Annotated in this window: 12 protein-coding genes and 1 pseudogene; 7 read left to right on the top strand and 6 right to left on the bottom strand. The window is 54.4% G+C overall.

Annotated elements, in window-relative coordinates; translation table 11 throughout:
- Positions 1–109: 109 nt before the first annotated feature.
- From HEQ60_RS09065 to HEQ60_RS09055, 4 genes and pseudogenes are all read right to left on the bottom strand, one after another.
- Positions 110–1231, bottom strand: coding sequence for an MFS transporter (locus HEQ60_RS09065; protein ID WP_168071368.1), 1122 nt, complete (start codon positions 1229–1231; stop codon positions 110–112).
- A gap of 13 nt (positions 1232–1244) precedes the next feature.
- Positions 1245–1427 (bottom strand): annotated as a pseudogene (locus HEQ60_RS10990) (MFS transporter); the annotation flags it as partial.
- Between the two features lie 237 nt (positions 1428–1664).
- Positions 1665–2300: a phospholipid-binding protein MlaC gene (locus HEQ60_RS09060; RefSeq protein WP_168071367.1), complete on the bottom strand. Its 636-nt coding sequence runs from the start codon at positions 2298–2300 to the stop codon at positions 1665–1667.
- 37 nt (positions 2301–2337) lie between these two features.
- Complete coding sequence (locus HEQ60_RS09055) at positions 2338–3117, bottom strand: VacJ family lipoprotein (protein WP_168071366.1); 780 nt, start codon at positions 3115–3117, stop codon at positions 2338–2340.
- Positions 3118–3471: 354 nt separating this feature from the next.
- Between HEQ60_RS09055 and HEQ60_RS09050 the strand changes: the two genes are divergently transcribed.
- The 6 genes from HEQ60_RS09050 (at position 3472) to HEQ60_RS09025 (ending at position 12680) form a co-directional block, all read left to right on the top strand.
- Positions 3472–4443, top strand: coding sequence for an ArsR/SmtB family transcription factor (locus HEQ60_RS09050; protein WP_168071365.1), 972 nt, complete (start codon positions 3472–3474; stop codon positions 4441–4443).
- Positions 4444–4465: 22 nt separating this feature from the next.
- A complete protein-coding gene (metF, locus tag HEQ60_RS09045; RefSeq protein ID WP_168071364.1) occupies positions 4466–5365 on the top strand; it encodes a methylenetetrahydrofolate reductase in 900 nt (299 codons plus the stop codon).
- 27 nt (positions 5366–5392) lie between these two features.
- Positions 5393–8914 carry a methionine synthase gene (gene metH / locus HEQ60_RS09040; RefSeq protein ID WP_168071363.1) on the top strand — a complete coding sequence of 1174 codons (3522 nt, stop codon included), beginning with the start codon at positions 5393–5395 and terminating at the stop codon, positions 8912–8914.
- Between the two features lie 64 nt (positions 8915–8978).
- Positions 8979–11252: an ATP-dependent helicase gene (locus HEQ60_RS09035; protein WP_168071362.1), complete on the top strand. Its 2274-nt coding sequence runs from the start codon at positions 8979–8981 to the stop codon at positions 11250–11252.
- A gap of 108 nt (positions 11253–11360) precedes the next feature.
- Entirely contained in the window at positions 11361–11666 is a 306-nt protein-coding gene (locus HEQ60_RS09030; RefSeq protein ID WP_168071361.1) for a Dabb family protein, read from the top strand.
- An 84-nt stretch (positions 11667–11750) separates the two neighbouring features.
- Positions 11751–12680, top strand: a complete 930-nt coding sequence (locus HEQ60_RS09025; RefSeq protein WP_168071360.1) for a 50S ribosomal protein L11 methyltransferase — start codon at positions 11751–11753, stop codon at positions 12678–12680.
- 39 nt (positions 12681–12719) lie between these two features.
- Here HEQ60_RS09025 and HEQ60_RS09020 read toward each other — a convergent pair whose 3' ends face one another.
- Positions 12720–12926 carry a DUF1127 domain-containing protein gene (locus HEQ60_RS09020; protein WP_066132315.1) on the bottom strand — a complete coding sequence of 69 codons (207 nt, stop codon included), beginning with the start codon at positions 12924–12926 and terminating at the stop codon, positions 12720–12722.
- Between the two features lie 376 nt (positions 12927–13302).
- Here HEQ60_RS09020 and HEQ60_RS09015 point away from each other — a divergent pair, with 376 nt between their 5' ends.
- Positions 13303–15129, top strand: a complete 1827-nt coding sequence (locus HEQ60_RS09015) for an aminopeptidase P family protein (protein WP_168071359.1) — start codon at positions 13303–13305, stop codon at positions 15127–15129.
- A 13-nt stretch (positions 15130–15142) separates the two neighbouring features.
- Here HEQ60_RS09015 and HEQ60_RS09010 read toward each other — a convergent pair whose 3' ends face one another.
- Complete coding sequence (locus HEQ60_RS09010; protein ID WP_245183141.1) at positions 15143–15883, bottom strand: protein phosphatase CheZ; 741 nt, start codon at positions 15881–15883, stop codon at positions 15143–15145.
- Positions 15884–16089 lie beyond the last annotated feature (206 nt).

Below are 16089 nucleotides of genomic sequence, written 5' to 3'. Positions count from 1 at the left end.
GGGCGCCAACCCGATACAAACAAACTACCAGATCCAGCCTCAACACGATTTACACTCTGCTGTTGCGTGATCTCTTCAAGCTGACCGCTCAGCTGCAGCTCCATCAGCTTCAGCTTCGCCTCATCGGATTATTTTTACGCTCCTCCATTCTTTGGATTTTATTGAGGTACCAAAGTAAAGGAAGAACTAAGGATCCACATAACAAGAGAGAGAGATTCATGTAGATGCGCTCGTATACACTCCAAGCCTCTGTGGAGGGGGCAACGGAAGCACCTGCAAATAAGATTCCCACAGCTCCCAATATTGTGACAAGCGTTTTGGTCAATCCAGAGGCGGCCCCCTCCAACCCTTTTGGGGCGGCGTTTTGACTGGCAACGAGGGTAAGCGAATTTGTCATGCCCAGGAGGAAACCAAGGCTCCCCATCAATATAAAATAGAAAATTAAAGAAACATCGAAGGATAGAACGTAAAAAAGAATACTCGCCGCACAAAAACTGCCCACAAGAACAGAAATTTCGCGTGACAGCGAAATACGCCCCGAACAATACCCCCCAAGCCCAACCATGATGGCAACAGCGCAAAAGCTTACACTTGAGTGTGCCAAGGACAGACCCCAATAGGCCTGAAGTGATAAAGGAAAAAGGTAAATGACTGTTAAAAGAGAAATATTGGAAACAACACCCAAGGCTGTAACCATTAAGTACTTTTTTTGACGCATCAATCCGGGATCAACGACGGGATATGGACTAAAGAATTGTCTATATAGTACCAAGGCGAAAAAGAATGTTGATGCTCCACAAAAAAGTAAAAAATTTTGTGAACCAAAGCGAGCATCCATAAGCAGAGACATCGACGCAACCAAAAGAGAAAACGCGGTCACACTTATAAGTACACGGTAATCATGATACACGGCCTGAGGTTTGTTTTTTAGGGGGGAGAGGTACAAAAGGAGGGTTGCGAGCCCAACTAAAGGAATGCAAATGGCAAAAATGAACCGCCATGAAGCATAGTCACTGGCGATTCCTCCAAGAACCGGTCCTATGGCCATAGAAAAACTTCCTATGGCCATGACAAAAGCTATTTTTTCACGGAAATCCTCATAATATGTTGTGAGTAAGGCAATTCCCGAAGAGACAACTATACCAGCCGCCGCTCCTTGCAGGACGCGAAAACCGATTAAGTGTACTGAAGATTGCGCAAGCGCACAGAGTGCGGTCGCAATTAAAAACAAAAATCATCCCACATCGACAGGTACGATGATATCCAATTGAATCACTGATGACTCCAGCTGGATACATTAAGGCTCCAACCCCAATTAGATAGGCGGCAACAACCCACTTCATTGTGTCCTGATCGGCCCCAAAGTCATGTGACATGCGTACTAACGCCGTATTCACAGCAAATGAATCAAGCTGTATGCACACCATGCACAAACACAAGGCAATAAAAGGAAATAGATGCGCTTGTAGTTTCACCGGAGTATATCTGATGTTAATTGCTGAATATTATTCCTGTATTGTACAGAAATTATATCTTTATGTGCACGGGATATTAAGCGGAAAATTATGTGGTATCTTTACTCTGTGCGGTGTGGGAGTATTGGGGAATTGCAATCAAGGATCTTTATGAAGCAGGCAGTCGTCCCCATAAAGATCCTTGTAATTCTAGCGACGTGTTTGACTTGAGAGCTGATGGGTCTGTGCGGCGATCAATGCATTCAGGGATGCTAAGCTTGCCCCGGGTTCCGAAAGCTTGGCCGCGTATTCAGACCGGAACGTGATGGCCATGGAAACGCCTTCGATGCTAAGATCAACGACCTTCCATTCTGATCCGCGCAGGCGAAGGCGCCACAGAACGATCATGGGCTTTGCAGCCTCTCTTTCGATCTGGCTTTCAACAAAAGCTCCGCCGTCTCCATCGGCCGTAGCCGTGGTAACAACTAGTTTCTGGCCATTGTATTCGTTGAAGCGTTGCGCCCACGTATAGATGTTCAGTTCCCTGAAGTACTCGATGAAGCGCTTTTGTTCTTCTTCAGGGGCTGTGCGCCAGAAACGTCCCAGAACGAAGCGGGAGACTGCCGGCATGTCAAACCATGTGTCGAATAATTTCCGGAATCGCTCTATTTTTTCGTCATAGGAGACGTCGGCCCCTACAACTTCGCTGATCCCGGTGTCGGCAATTTTCTGCACGACCTTCCGGGCACCCTCGATATCCGGGGCAGCCTGCGCCTGTGAGAATACGAGGCCGATCGCAAGAAAAAGCCCAAAGACGGGGATAGTAAAGGGTATTCTTGGTGTCATGTGTTCTGTGTTGCTCTGAGAGTTCTACGTATCAATTTTACTTGGGTGCAGGGGTGTTCTGCTCTGGTGTATCATTGAAGTCAAATGCTTCCCCGTCCACTTCATGCCCAAGCGTCTGGTTCTTGATTTCTGCTGCACGTCTCTGGCGATACAGTGTCCTGTAGGATACGTACGTATCCAGAGATGTCTTTTCCACATCATCCAGGACGTCGATCAGTCCAGCACGTGTGTCGATTAGCTGCAAGCCGGTTCTGACGTAGTTGGCTTCTTCCACGTTCTTGGCTGCCGTATAGAGCCGGAAGGGATCCAAGATCCAGTCAGCAACAAGGCCGACCGTATCACGTGGATTGGAAGGGCCAAGAATTGGCAGAACCAGATAAGGACCTTCTTCCACACCCGCAACGGCCAAGGTTTGGCCAAAATCTTCATTATGATAAGCGAAGCCCATTTCGCCGGCGACATCGTGCAGGCCTGCCAGACCCCATGTGGAGTTGATCAGCAGGCGCATGAACGTTACCCACGCGTTGTCAAACTCTCCCTGCATCAGATCATTGGCCAGAATCACCGGGCTTTTCAGGTTGCGCAGTCCGTTGCCGATTCTTTCCTGTACCGGGTCGGGTATAACTTCGCGGTAGGTCCAGGCAACAGGCCGTATCACGACGGTATCAACAGCCTTGTTGAAACCATGTACAGCCCTGTTGACGGGTTCAATCGGATCGTTGGCATCTTCATCGGTATGCGTTGTGCAGGCCGACATGAAAGCAACGGAGGCAATGGCGAGAAATATCCTCATGCGTGGGAAAAGCTCAGTTCTCATCAATGCATCCCCGGTTTATTCTCTTTGTGCAACATTGCCGAATCTTGGCCTTCAACTCTACTTGTTTGTTGGATGCGAGGCCGTAGGCCGGCTACACCCGGACACGGTATATATGGAAGTCCGTCGTCGTGTGTCCGTGAACAGCCTCACAATGGCACTTTATACTTGCACAGCGGTACCACATGGCCCCTGAAAAAGCCAGCCACATTGGGTCAGTTGTACAGATATGGAATACAGCGTGCCGGTGCGGACACACGCAACCGTAATCCCTTGTAGACAAATACGAGAGGCTGGACACATACATATATAAATATATCCTTATGTCCTGTTTTGTTTCTGCGGGATGACCGGAAGATGGAGCACGTTCTGGCTGGATTAAGAGCTGCGGGAGAGGAAACCCGGCTTCGTCTGTTGGTGCTCTGTACTTATGGTGAACGAACAGTCTCCGATCTCTGCCGGATTCTTGGTCAAAGTCAGCCCCGTATTTCCCGTCATTTGAAAATATTGTGTGACAGCGGTCTTCTGGAACGCTTTCGCGAGGGGAGCCGTGTTTTCTGTCGCTTGGCTCCAGATGGGGTTGGTGCGCAGTTGGCTGCACAGATTATTGCTTTACTGCCCTCCTCGGATAGTGTCCTGATGGCTGACCGTGTGCGCCTGGATCAACTGCGTGATGAACGGCGGCGTATCGCAGAAGCGTACTTCAGTGCCAATGCCAGGGAATGGAATGCAATTCGTGCCCTGCATGTCGATGAAGCAGAGATCGAGCGTACTTTGCTTGAGATAGCTCTGCAGAAGCCCTTTGCCGATATGATTGATGTAGGAACTGGAACTGGCCGTATCCTGGGCTTGTTGGGTCGTTATGCCCGGAGAGCTGTTGGCCTTGACCTCAGTCGGGAAATGCTGGCCTTGGCGCGTAGTGCTCTGGAGGCGGATGAGGCCTTGCGCTACTGTACGGTCCGTCTGGGTGATATGTATGCGCTTCCATTCCCTGATGATGCGGCTGATCTGGTCACTGTTCATCAGGTTCTCCATTACGCAGACTCTCCATCTGCTGTTATTGCCGAATCCGCGCGTGTTCTGCGTCCGGGGGGGCGTCTGGTGCTTGTTGATTTTGCCCCGCATGATCATGAGGAGTTGTGTTGTGATCACAACCACCTAAGATTGGGCTTTGCGGATCACGAGGTCCACGCTTGGCTTATAGCGGCGGGGTTGGAGCCAGTACGGTCTGTGTCCCTTTCCGGGACGGAAAGAGAACCCGGAATGTTGACGGTTATGATCTGGTTGGCAGAACGACCAGGCGCTAAGGCTTGTTCTTTGTCTGGGTAATACAGGGTGGGGTATAGTGGGAATGCATACGGCAACAGGCCCGAATACGGCTTCTGTACAGCGTGCGCTTCAGGTCAGTTTCGAGTTTTTTCCGCCAAAAACGGAAAAAATGCAGGAGAGCCTTTGGGCCTGCGTCAAGCGACTGGCTCCTTTGGCACCATTGTTTGTTTCAGTAACCTATGGGGCTGGGGGATCAACCCGTGAGCGTACACACGATACCGTGATCCGCCTTCAGAAAGAGTGGGGTGTTCCGTCTGCGGCACACTTGACCTGCGTGCAGGCCACACGGGACGACATTGATGCTGTTGCCCGTGATTACCGTGATGCCGGTATCCGGCATATTGTTGCCCTGCGTGGAGATCCCCCGGAGGGATCTGTGGAGTACGTGCCTCATCCGGGCGGATATCCTTTTGCTGTTGATCTGGTCGCTGGGTTGCGGCGGATTGCGGACTTTGAAATTTCTGTTGCGGCCTATCCTGAAGTTCATCCGGCTGCTCGTTCAGCCCGTGATGATCTGGAGAATTTGCGCCGCAAGATTGATGCCGGTGCAACCCGGGCCATTACCCAGTATTTCTTCGATGCTGATACGTACCGGCGTTTTGTTGACCGGGCCAGGTCAGCCGGTATTTCGGTCCCTATTGTTCCAGGCATTCTTCCGGTTACCAATTTCTCCCAGGTGGTGAAGTTTTCCCGTGCCTGCGGCACATCCATTCCGGCGTGGCTGCGGGATCGGTTCGAGGGACTGGATGAAGACCCCCGCACGCGGGAACTGGTTGCCGCAACAACTGCGATCGAACTGTGCGAGGAATTGCAGCGTGATGGTGTTCGTCATTTCCATTTCTATACCCTGAACCGGGCCGACCTTGTTTTTGCGATTTGCCACACTTTGGGTGTCCGGCCCCCTGCTTGTTCTTCCCCCTGATCCTGTTTCCCGGAGCATGATGTGCCAATGAGTACTTTCCTGAATGCCCTTGAAGAGCGCGTTCTCCTGTGTGACGGGGCAATGGGCAGCTTGGTTCAGGCTATGCCACTGACTGTAGAAGATGACTACGATGGCCGGGAAAATTGTACCGAGGTTTTGAACCTGACACGTCCTGACGTGGTGCGCTCAATCCACGAACGGTACTTTGCTGCCGGTGCGGACATGGTGCAGTCCAATACCTTTGGTGCCAGTCCTGTAACCCTAGCAGAGTTTGATCTTCAGGACCGGGCTGAAGAGATTAACAGAAGGGCAGTTGAGATAGCCCGTGAGGCTGCGGAACAGTTTGCCGGTGACGGGCGCGACCGCTTTATCCTTGGGGGGATTGGCCCTGGTACAAAGCTTCCAAGCCTTGGGCATATTGATTACGACAGTCTGGAAACAGCCTACACCGTGCAGGCCCGTGGCTTGATTGCCGGTGGCTGTGATGCGGTGTTGATTGAAACATGTCAGGATCCCCTTCAGTTCAAAGCGGCTGTAAACGGGGTCAAGGCAGCGCGGAAGGATGCGGGGCGCTACATACCAATTTTGCTGCAGGTGACCGTTGAAACTACGGGTACCCTTCTTGTCGGAACCGATATTGGTGCGGCTGCAACGGTGGCTCATGCCTTGGGGGTTGACTGTCTGGGCCTGAACTGTGCGACCGGGCCTGCGGAAATGGCAGAGCATGTGCGCTGGCTGTCAGAGAATTGGCCGGGATGCATATCGTTGCAGCCCAATGCCGGCCTTCCCGAGTTGAGGGACGGGAAGACGTTCTATCCCCTGACACCGCCGGAACTGGCCAGCTGGCATGAGCGTTTCATCAGGGAAGACGGTGTCAATATTGTCGGGTCCTGTTGTGGATCAACGCCCGCGCATACCATGGCTGTTGATGCCATGTTGCGGCGTATGGGCGATGCTTCGATGCGCCCCGCCCCTGTCCGTCGGCAGTTCCACTGGGTGCCGGCAGTCGCCTCGCTTTATAGCCGGGTTGATCTGCGTCAGGAAAATGCGTTCCTGTCGATCGGAGAGCGCTGCAATGCCAATGGATCCAAAAAGTTCCGCCAGCTCCAGGAGGCAGAGGACTGGGACGGCGCTGTGGCCATGGGCCGTGAGCAAGTGCGGGAGGGATCCAATACCCTGGATGTCTGCACCGCGTTTGTCGGGCGCAATGAAACAGCAGACATGTTGGCGGTTGTCAGCCGGATGCGGGGGACTGTCAACGCTCCCTTGGTGATTGATTCCACGGAAACCCCGGTGATTGAAGCGGCGTTGAAGCTGTATGGCGGCAAGGCTGTTATCAATTCCATCAACTTCGAGGATGGAGAGGGGCATGCAGCAGACCGGGTGCGGCTGGCCCGCCGGTTTGGTGCCTCGGTGATTGCCCTGACCATTGATGAGGATGGGATGGCAAAAGACTGTGCCGGCAAGGTCAGGATTGCCAGACGCCTGTATGACTTTGCCTGTACGCGCCACGGGTTGCCTGCCTCTGACCTGATGTTTGATCCCCTGACATTTACCATTTGTACCGGAAATGATGATGACCGGCGCCTGGGGATGGAGACCCTTGATGCCATAGAGGAAATTGCCCGTGTCCTGCCGGAATGCCAGATTATTCTCGGGCTTTCCAACATCTCTTTTGGCCTGAAGCCATTGGCGCGACAGGTCCTGAATTCGGTTTTCCTGCACCATGCGGTCAAGCGTGGCATGACCGGGGCCATTGTGCACGTGTCCAAGATCATGCCGTTGCACAAACTGGCTCCGGAAGAGGTCAAGTGTGCGGAAGACCTGATCTTTGACCGTCGTGCGCCGGGCTATGATCCCCTGCATGCTTTTATTGCCCTGTTCCGTGACCGGGAGGGTGTATCCGGCCCAAGGACTGTTGTGGCCACAACTGTTGAGGAACGGTTGCGTCAGCGTATTATCGACGGGGATCGTCAGGGGTTGGAGGTGGATCTGGAAGAGGCGATGAAGGTTCATCCGCCCTTGGACATTATCAACATCTATCTTCTGGATGGGATGAAGGAAGTCGGTGAATTATTCGGGGCCGGTCAAATGCAGTTGCCGTTTGTCCTGCAATCTGCCGAGACCATGAAAGCTGCGGTATCATGGCTGGAGCCCTTTATGGAAAAGGCCGATGGTCAGAGCAGGGGAACGCTGGTGCTGGCCACCGTGAAGGGTGACGTGCACGATATCGGCAAGAATCTGGTTGATATCATCCTGACCAACAATGGATACCGGGTCATCAACCTTGGCATCAAGCAGCCGGTTTCGGCCATTATTGAGGCTGCCCGTTTGCATCATGCGGATGCTATTGGCATGTCTGGATTGCTGGTCAAATCAACAGTGATCATGAAAGAAAATCTGGAGGAAATGGCCCGGCAGGAACTGTCCATCCCGGTTATGCTCGGTGGAGCAGCCCTGACGCGGGCGTTTGTGGAAACAGACTGTTCCAACGCTTATGCCGCTAACGGGAATAATGGGCTGGTAGCCTATGCGCGGGATGCCTTTGATGGCCTGGATCTGATGGCCAAGGTGGTGGAGGGGCGCTTTGCAGAGCATGTGGAGGCTGCCAGGGTCAAGCGGGCAGGGCGGCCTTCGCGATCTACTCACCCGGCTGCAGAGACAGCAAAAGTCGCTGTGCATACAATGGCAGAACGACCGGTTGACTGGAACGAAGTCTCCCTTCGTCGGCAGGAACTGGCCGCAACGTCTACCTTGCCGGTACCGCCTTTCTGGGGTGCGGCGCTGGTGGAACAGGTGCCGATCAAGGCTCTTGTGCCCTATCTGAATGAAGTGATGCTGTATCAGTTCCAGTGGGGATTCCGTAAACAGGGGCGGGACCGTGCGGAATGGCGGGCATGGACCAAGGATGAGGTGCGCCCCATCCTGCAACGGATGCTTGATATCTGTAATACCGAGACTATCTTGCACCCCAAGGCGGCCTACGGATACTGGAAGGCAGGCAGTGAAGGGGACACTGTTATCTTGTTTCACGAAGATGGCCTGCGTGAGGCAGCCCGGTTTACATTTCCGCGCCAGCGTTTTAAGGGGGGCCTGTGTCTGGCCGATTTTGTTCGGGAGCTTGATGCCGATGGCCCCCGCGATGTCGTCGCCCTGCAGGTTGTTACGATGGGCAGCCATGTGTCTGATGTGGCGCGACACTGGTTTTCGGAAAACCGGTACCAGGATTATTTGTACCTGCATGGCCTTTCGGTGGAAATGGCGGAAGCCATGGCCGAGTACGTGCACAAGCGGATAAGGGCGGAGTTGGGATTTGCTGCCGAGGATGCCCGCGATATTGCCGATTTGCTCAAGCAAGGGTACCGGGGTGCCCGCTATTCCTTTGGCTATCCGGCCTGTCCCAATATGGCCGATCAGGAGAAGCTGCTGGATTTGCTGGGTGCAGGCCGCCTGGGTCTGGAGATGAGTGAAGGGGATCAGCTGCACCCCGAGCAATCCACCAGCGCTATTGTCCTGCATCATCCCCAAGCCAAGTACTTCAAGGTCTAGTATGGATGATCCCGATGGCGTTTTAGGGCTGTTTCAATGAGCAGGAACCCCTATAGTAACCGCCATGAATAGCGATCCTTTTGATCTTGCTGATGACAGCAACACTCCCTTCTCCCCTGCTGATGCGGACCGGGGCCCGGTTGCAACACCTTGGCTTGACGGCCTTAATCCCGAGCAGCTGCGGGCGGTTACGACAACCGAGGGCCCGCTGCTGGTTCTGTCCGGGGCTGGTACGGGCAAAACCCGGGTGTTGACGGCCCGCCTGACCCACATTGCGGGTACGCATCTGGCCCGCCCATGGCAGATTATGGCCGTCACCTTTACCAACCGTGCTGCCCGCGAAATGCGGGAAAGAGTGTCGGCCTTGCTGGGGCCGACAGCGGATCAGGTTTGGCTGGGGACTTTCCACGCCCTGTGTGTGAAGATTCTCCGTCGGCATGGGGAGCAAGTCGGGCTGCGCAGCGGCTTTTCCATACTGGACACCGATGATCAGCAGAGGGTTCTGAAAGCCTTGATGCTGGAGGCCGGTCTTGATCTCAAGAAGTGGCCGGTTCCCATGGTGATGGCCATTCTTCAGCGTTGGAAAGATCGCGGCTGGACGCCGCATGACGTCCCTGCTCTTAAGATTGGTAGTCTGGCTGGCGGGACAGGGAAGGATTTGTACCGGTCCTATCAGGCGCGCCTGATGGAACTCAATGCCTGTGATTTCGGCGATCTTTTGCTGCATGTGTTGTCGCTGTTCCGATCTTGTCCGGATATCTTGCAGGGCTATCAGCAGCAGTTCCGCTATATTCTGGTTGATGAATATCAGGATACCAACGTGGCCCAGTACCTGTGGCTGCGTCTTCTGGCGCAGGGGCACGGTAATGTTTGCTGTGTTGGTGATGATGATCAGTCTATCTACTCGTGGCGCGGGGCCGAAGTTGGCAATATCCTGAGATTTGAACACGATTTCCCCGGTGCAACAGTTGTGCGCCTGGAACGCAATTATCGTTCCACCCCGGTTATTCTAGGTGCGGCCTCTGCCTTGATTCGCCATAATAACAGTCGCCTGGGCAAGGATTTGTACGCGGCAGGTAGCACCGAACGTGGTGAGAAGATTGTGGTGTCTGCTGTGTGGGATGGCTCCGCGGAGGCGCGGACTGTCGTCAGTCAGGTAGAGGATCTGCGCCGGCACGGTGAGTCCTTGTCCAGTATGGCTATACTGGTGCGGGCCGGGTTCCAGACCCGTGAATTTGAAGAACGTCTGATTGCGACAGGAACCCCCTACCGGATGGTCGGGGGGCTGCGGTTTTACGAGCGTCTGGAAATCCGGGATATTTTGGCCTACCTGCGTTTGATCTGCCAGCCACAAGATGATCTAGCGTTTGAACGGATTATCAATACGCCCAAGCGTGGTTTGGGTGATGCGGCGCTTCAGGTGATTCACCGCGTAGCCCGTGCCGGAAGCCTGTCTCTTCTGGATGCAGCCCGTTCTGTTATTGGAACCGATGAAATGAAGCCCCGTCCCCGGGCGGTTCTGGCTGATTTTATCGCACGTCTTGATGAATGGGCGACCTTGCGGCTTTCCCTGCCTCCATCCGAGCTGGCGTCCATGGTTCTGGATGGGTCCGGGTATATGGAGATGTGGAAACGCGACAAGACCCCCGAGGCACCGGGGCGTGTGGAGAACCTGCAGGAGTTTGTCCGTGGACTGGAGGACTATGAGGCTCTGGAGGAATTCTTGGAGCATGTGGCCTTGGTCATGGAAAATGACAGCAAGGCCGGCACGGGAGAGAGCGTAACGCTGATGACCCTGCACGCTGCCAAGGGCTTGGAGTTCGATACGGTTTTTCTGCCGGGATGGGAGGAAGACGTTTTTCCCAATCGTCGGGCCTTGGATGACGGTGGTCAGCAATCCTTGGAAGAGGAGCGTCGGTTGGCTTATGTCGGGTTGACTAGAGCCCGTCGGCGGGTTTTCGTCAGTCACGCCTCGCAGCGCCGTATCTTTCGCGATTGGCAACAGTGTTTGCCATCGCGCTTTATCGGGGAATTGCCGCAGGAGTGTGTTGAGGAGCGCTCTGACACCGGTGCGGCGTCCATGGGTTATTACCGGCAGTCATTTTCTTCTTGGGCCGGTGCAGGTGTCTCATTGTCTTCGCGGGCGACGTCGGCAAAATCTGCTGGTGGCTGGTCCCTTGGGGATCGTGTTTTTCACCAGAAGTTCGGACCGGGTACAATTCTCGCGGTCGATGGAGACAAGCTGGAAGTTGCGTTCGACAAAGCAGGCGTCAAGCGTGTTCTGGCCAGTTTTGTGAATGCGTCCTCGGCCGATGATGGGGGGGATGTTCCCTTCTGACAGGATCTTGCCAATGTCCGGTTCAGATATGTTTTTCCTGCGGGTTCGCTGGATTATGATACCCTTCCCTGTCTTTTTTCATTCCTTGTATTTTCCGGAGACGAGATCGTGATTCGCCACGTTGTTCTGTTCAGCGCCAAGGATCCAGCGTATTTGCCAGCCATCAAGGAGGGGCTGGAGATTCTGGCTGGTATTCCCGGGGCTCATAATTTCGAGGTTTGCTATAATACGAAACGCGATACGCTGTCCCGCGAGATGGATGTTGTTGTCTATTGCGAGTTTGATTCCCTTGAAGATTTGGATGCCTACAAGAAACACCCCCTTTATGAGGAATCAATTCGTCGGGTTCGCCCCTTGCGGGACCAGCGCATAGCGGCTGATTTTGAAAGCACATATGCAACGTGCCCTGCCTAGTTAGGGCAAGGTTGGCCATGACTTTCGTGTTCTGGTCTGCTAGAAGCGGTCGGATCATTCTTCATCTGGATTTCTAAAGTTCCCATGTCCATCAAGAAAGCTGAGGATACGTGGCGTATCCGTCTGGTTGTTCCCCACACAGCACTGGAACTGTATGAAGCTGCGCTTGAGCCATACTTTGATGCGGTTCTGTGTTTTGAAATAGAAGATGGTGGACCGGAACACGGGAAATGGGTTGTTGATGCCTATTCAGATGGCCCATACGACAAGCCGGCTGTTTCTGTGTCCTTGTCCTTGGCCGCTGAAGCGGCCGGGATTGAAGAGCCCGCGGTGACGGTTGAACATGAGCCACCGCGCAACTGGCTGGCCGAGAACCTGTTGGCTTTTCCTCCGATTCAAGCGGGGCGCTTTTTTGTGCATGGCTCCCACTGGGCCGAGCCGCCACCAGAAGGAACCATTGCCCTGCAGGTTGATGCTTCTACAGCCTTTGGTTCTGGTGAGCACCAAAGCACGTACGGTTGCTTGTTGGCTCTGGATCGTATGGCTGCTGCCGGGGAGATTCTGAGCCAAGGGCAGGGACGGGCTCTGGATATGGGCTGTGGCTCGGGTATTCTTGGTCTGGCGCTGGCGCGCTGTTGGGGAATCCCGGTTGTTGCGACAGACATTGATGAGGAAAGTACTCGGGTAGCTCATCTTAATGCTGAGAAGAACGGGGTTTCCAACCTGATGACCGTTTTTCCGGGGGATGGCTTCACGAATGCCGGTGTACAGGACCCGGCGCCTTATAACGTGATCTGTGCCAATATTCTGGCGCGTCCTCTTTGTGAGATGGCCTCTGACATGGCCAAGGTTCTGGCCCCCGGTGGGCGCGTCATCCTGGCCGGGCTTCTGATCAACCAGGAAAATATGGTGCTGGATGCCTATCGGGCATCTGGTCTGTGCCTGCGCGAACGCATCGAGCTGGATCCTTGGGTGACCCTTGTTCTTGAGGCGCAGCAAAATACCCCGTCCTGAAGATGGCGTGTTGCCATCCTTTGGGAGTGCTGACCAGCCTCAAGACTCAGGGTGCTGGCGACGTGCCTGCACTTTCCGTCTGTCAAGATATGTGCCGGCAATGATTTGCTCCACGTCTCCGCGGGACAGGCCAAGATCCATCAGCTCACGGTCACTCATGGACCTGAGGAGATCTGCCTCCCGCGTGCGGTCGCGCCAAGAGCGGAACTGCTCGATAAGGCTTCCGAAGACTGTGCTTGCGCTCATGTTAATGCTCCGAGACCGGGCAGGGGTTTCTGAAGACAACCGACATTCTGTATAACCGACACATCAAGGGGGATTCGGAAAAAATCCGTCCCCGTACAGGTACCAAGCACCGCATCGACGACGCAAAGCCGTTGCCAATTGGGGCGCCTCCAAACTCAGGACACTGTAATTCGGACTCTTGCAGACCAATATACGCTTCTTTCGCGATGCAGTAATGCATCCTGTGCATGGTTCTGACAATAAAGCATAGCTCTCTATTCATGAAAGGGAATCATTTTTTCTGTGAAGCCATAGGAAAAGGCGTGCGATAGTATGCCAATACTGCCTGTTGGCAGACATAATTTCAGCTAACTGATTTCATAGAATGGGAGGATTCATGAACCGGGAACAGCAGGCCAGCCGTCTGGCCCGTTTGCGTGATGCTCTTTCAAATCAAGGAGTTGATGGGTTTCTGGTCCCACGACAGGATGAATATCAGGGGGAGTATGTTCCCCCTGCCAGCGAGCGTCTTGCCTGGTTGACTGGTTTCACGGGCTCTGCCGGGATTGCTGTTGTGCTGCCGGATCAGGCCGGTCTGTTTGTCGATGGGCGGTATACAATCCAGGCGCGGGAGGAAACCGATGGTGGTTTGTACCGCCATTGCCATCTGACTGATTTTCCACCGTCAAAGTGGCTGGAAAGTCATATTCGTCCGGGGCAGGTCATAGGGTTTGACCCATGGTTGCATACTGCGGGTTCTCTTGAGAAAATACGCTCCGTGCTGGAAAGGGTTGGGGCGCGTCTGGCTCCGCTGGTTCCAAACCCTGTCGATGTGGTTTGGGACGATCGTCCGGCTTTGCCCGAGGCACCGGCCGTCCCGCATCCGCTGAAATATGCCGGTGTTTCTGCCAGCGAAAAAATCTTGCAGATTGCTGGTCTTTTATCGGCATCCGGGGTTCATGCTGCCGTTCTGGGGGTGCCGGAAAGCGTGTGCTGGCTTTTGAACATCAGGGGAAGTGATGTTCCGTGTACGCCCCTTGTCCTGTCTTATGCGCTTGTTCACGCCAATGCCACGGTGGATCTTTATATCGATCCGGTCAAGGTTACGACGGAGGTGCGTGATCACCTTGCAGATATGGCCAGCCCGGTTTCTGTACGTTTGCATGACAGGGCTTTGTTCGTCGACGGGTTACGTGCGCTGTCAGGGAAGAAGGTCCGTGTTGATCGGCAGACAGGTACCGTTGCCATCACGGATATCCTTTCTTCTTCCGGCGCTGTGGTGTGTGTGGGCGATGATCCCTGCGCCTTGCCGCGAGCTTGCAAGAACAGCATTGAGCTGCGTGGGGCCCGGGCTGCCCATCACCGTGATGCCATAGCCATGGTTCGTTTTCTGGGCTGGCTTGACCGAACCCTGCAAGCGGGGGAAATGCCCGGCGAGTACCAGGTTGCAGAGATGCTTCAGGGGTTTCGTCGTGATCTGGAGCATTTTCAGGGTCCAAGCTTCGAGACTATTTCGGCTGCCGGGCATCATGGCGCTATCTGCCATTACCGCGTTTCCCGGGAATCAGATATCCCGGTGACATCTGGGCCGTTATATCTGGTTGATAGTGGCGGTCAGTTTCTTGATGGCACAACCGATGTGACTAGGACTGTTGTCAGTGGTGTTGTGGAGCCAGAGCATCGGCGCCGTTATACCCAGGTTCTGAAGGGCCATATTGCCTTGGCCACAGTGCGTTTCCCTGAAGGGACGACCGGGAGTCAGCTGGATGTGCTGGCGCGCCGCTTTTTATGGGATGATGGTCTGGATTATGACCATGGTACCGGGCATGGTGTTGGCAGTTATCTGTCTGTTCATGAGGGGCCTCAGCGTATATCCAAGCTTCCTGCCTCTGTGCCCCTGTGTCCCGGCATGATCCTGTCCAATGAACCCGGCTATTACAAGGACGGGGCGTACGGGATCCGGATCGAGATGTTGCAGGTTGTTGTCGAGCTGTTTCCCCAGCCCGCTGATGCTACACGGACCATGCTGGGTTTTGAAACCCTGACCTTGGTTCCGTTGGATCATCGTCTGATTGACCATTTCCTCCTGGCAGATGACGAGCGTGAATGGATCGATGCCTATCACCATCGCATTTCCAGGGATGTCAGCTCGTTTCTCAAAGAAGAGGACAGGGCGTGGCTCGAGCAGATGACTCGTCCCCTCCATGATCCATGCCAAGGATGATGCCGCAGGGCTTTTACCAGTTGCGCAGCATGGAGTCGATATCGTCTTGGGATACGCCCTTGCCATCGGCTTGCGGCCCGTGGAGGAGGTGTTTGTCCGGGCGGTTGTCGTCGGGGCGGTTGCGCACATTTTCTGCTTTGGCAAGCCCTTCTTCGATTTCCCACAGTTCGACCAGTCGTTTCAGTTCGGCTTCCACATGCATCAGGGTGTTGACCGTTGCGGATATTCTTTGCCCGGTCAAATCCTGGAAGCTGCAGGCTGTCATGATCTGAATCGATTGTTCGCCCAGCTTCTGGTACAGGCCGGTATCAAGATCGCCAGCGGTATGTGCCTGATCGATGATAGCCTGTATGGCTTCTGTTGCGGTCAAAATGGTCTGGGTTGCTTGCTCGGTTGCATCAACAACCGACTTCAATTCCGATGTTGCCGCCAGAATTTGATCACTTTCTCCTGCGGCCGGGGTTAGTGCCGATACATGGTCACGGGTCATTTCGATCCGTTCTACCAGTTCCTGCAATCCATCCCGTACCAGGCTGAAATTTCCGTCGTGGAGTGAGCGTGGGCGGTTCGCTTCGGGCTGTTCAGGAGTAACCGGCTTGATCAGAATACCATCTGCAGCCATGCGGTTGATTTCATCGCGTATGGCTTTGACCACAGCACCCTGAATCTCCCGGGACATGGCAGTAACGGCTGCGGCAAGATTACCAAACTCGCGCCCCAGGACTGCTTCTGGCTCGTCTGACTGCTTGGTCATCAGAACTCCACCTGCATTGTCGTGCATGCACAAAGCGAGCCATGGACCAGAAGCTTGCACGCTGTGGTCCACGCCAAGGCCCTGATGATCGGGCAGGGGGTGCCGGGGGTCAAGGCAGGCAAAGTGACTAGGGTATATGCCCGGTCAGGGCCGGGAACGTGGGGCGTTTGATCAGGGTTCCTTTGTTTTCGGTGTGTTGAACCTTG

This window comes from Haematospirillum sp. H1815 (assembly GCF_012102705.1).
In the GTDB taxonomy this organism is placed as follows: Bacteria; Pseudomonadota; Alphaproteobacteria; order Rhodospirillales; family Rhodospirillaceae; genus Haematospirillum.
The sequence above is the reverse complement of the archived record's forward strand: the minus strand, read 5'-3'. Positions and strand labels throughout refer to the sequence as shown.

Excerpts from the sequence above, each read along its gene's own strand:
- HEQ60_RS09060 (WP_168071367.1), bottom strand. The coding sequence starts at position 2,300 with ATGACACCAAGAATACCCTTTACTATCCCCGTCTTTGGGCTTTTTCTT.
- HEQ60_RS09055 (WP_168071366.1), bottom strand. The coding sequence starts at position 3,117 with ATGAGAACTGAGCTTTTCCCACGCATGAGGATATTTCTCGCCATTGCC.
- HEQ60_RS09050 (WP_168071365.1), top strand. The coding sequence starts at position 3,472 with ATGGAGCACGTTCTGGCTGGATTAAGAGCTGCGGGAGAGGAAACCCGG.
- metF (WP_168071364.1), top strand. The coding sequence starts at position 4,466 with ATGCATACGGCAACAGGCCCGAATACGGCTTCTGTACAGCGTGCGCTT.
- metH (WP_168071363.1), top strand. The coding sequence starts at position 5,393 with ATGAGTACTTTCCTGAATGCCCTTGAAGAGCGCGTTCTCCTGTGTGAC.
- HEQ60_RS09035 (WP_168071362.1), top strand. The coding sequence starts at position 8,979 with ATGAATAGCGATCCTTTTGATCTTGCTGATGACAGCAACACTCCCTTC.
- HEQ60_RS09025 (WP_168071360.1), top strand. The coding sequence starts at position 11,751 with ATGTCCATCAAGAAAGCTGAGGATACGTGGCGTATCCGTCTGGTTGTT.
- HEQ60_RS09020 (WP_066132315.1), bottom strand. The coding sequence starts at position 12,926 with ATGAGCGCAAGCACAGTCTTCGGAAGCCTTATCGAGCAGTTCCGCTCT.
- HEQ60_RS09015 (WP_168071359.1), top strand. The coding sequence starts at position 13,303 with ATGAACCGGGAACAGCAGGCCAGCCGTCTGGCCCGTTTGCGTGATGCT.
- HEQ60_RS09010 (WP_245183141.1), bottom strand. The coding sequence starts at position 15,883 with ATGACCAAGCAGTCAGACGAGCCAGAAGCAGTCCTGGGGCGCGAGTTT.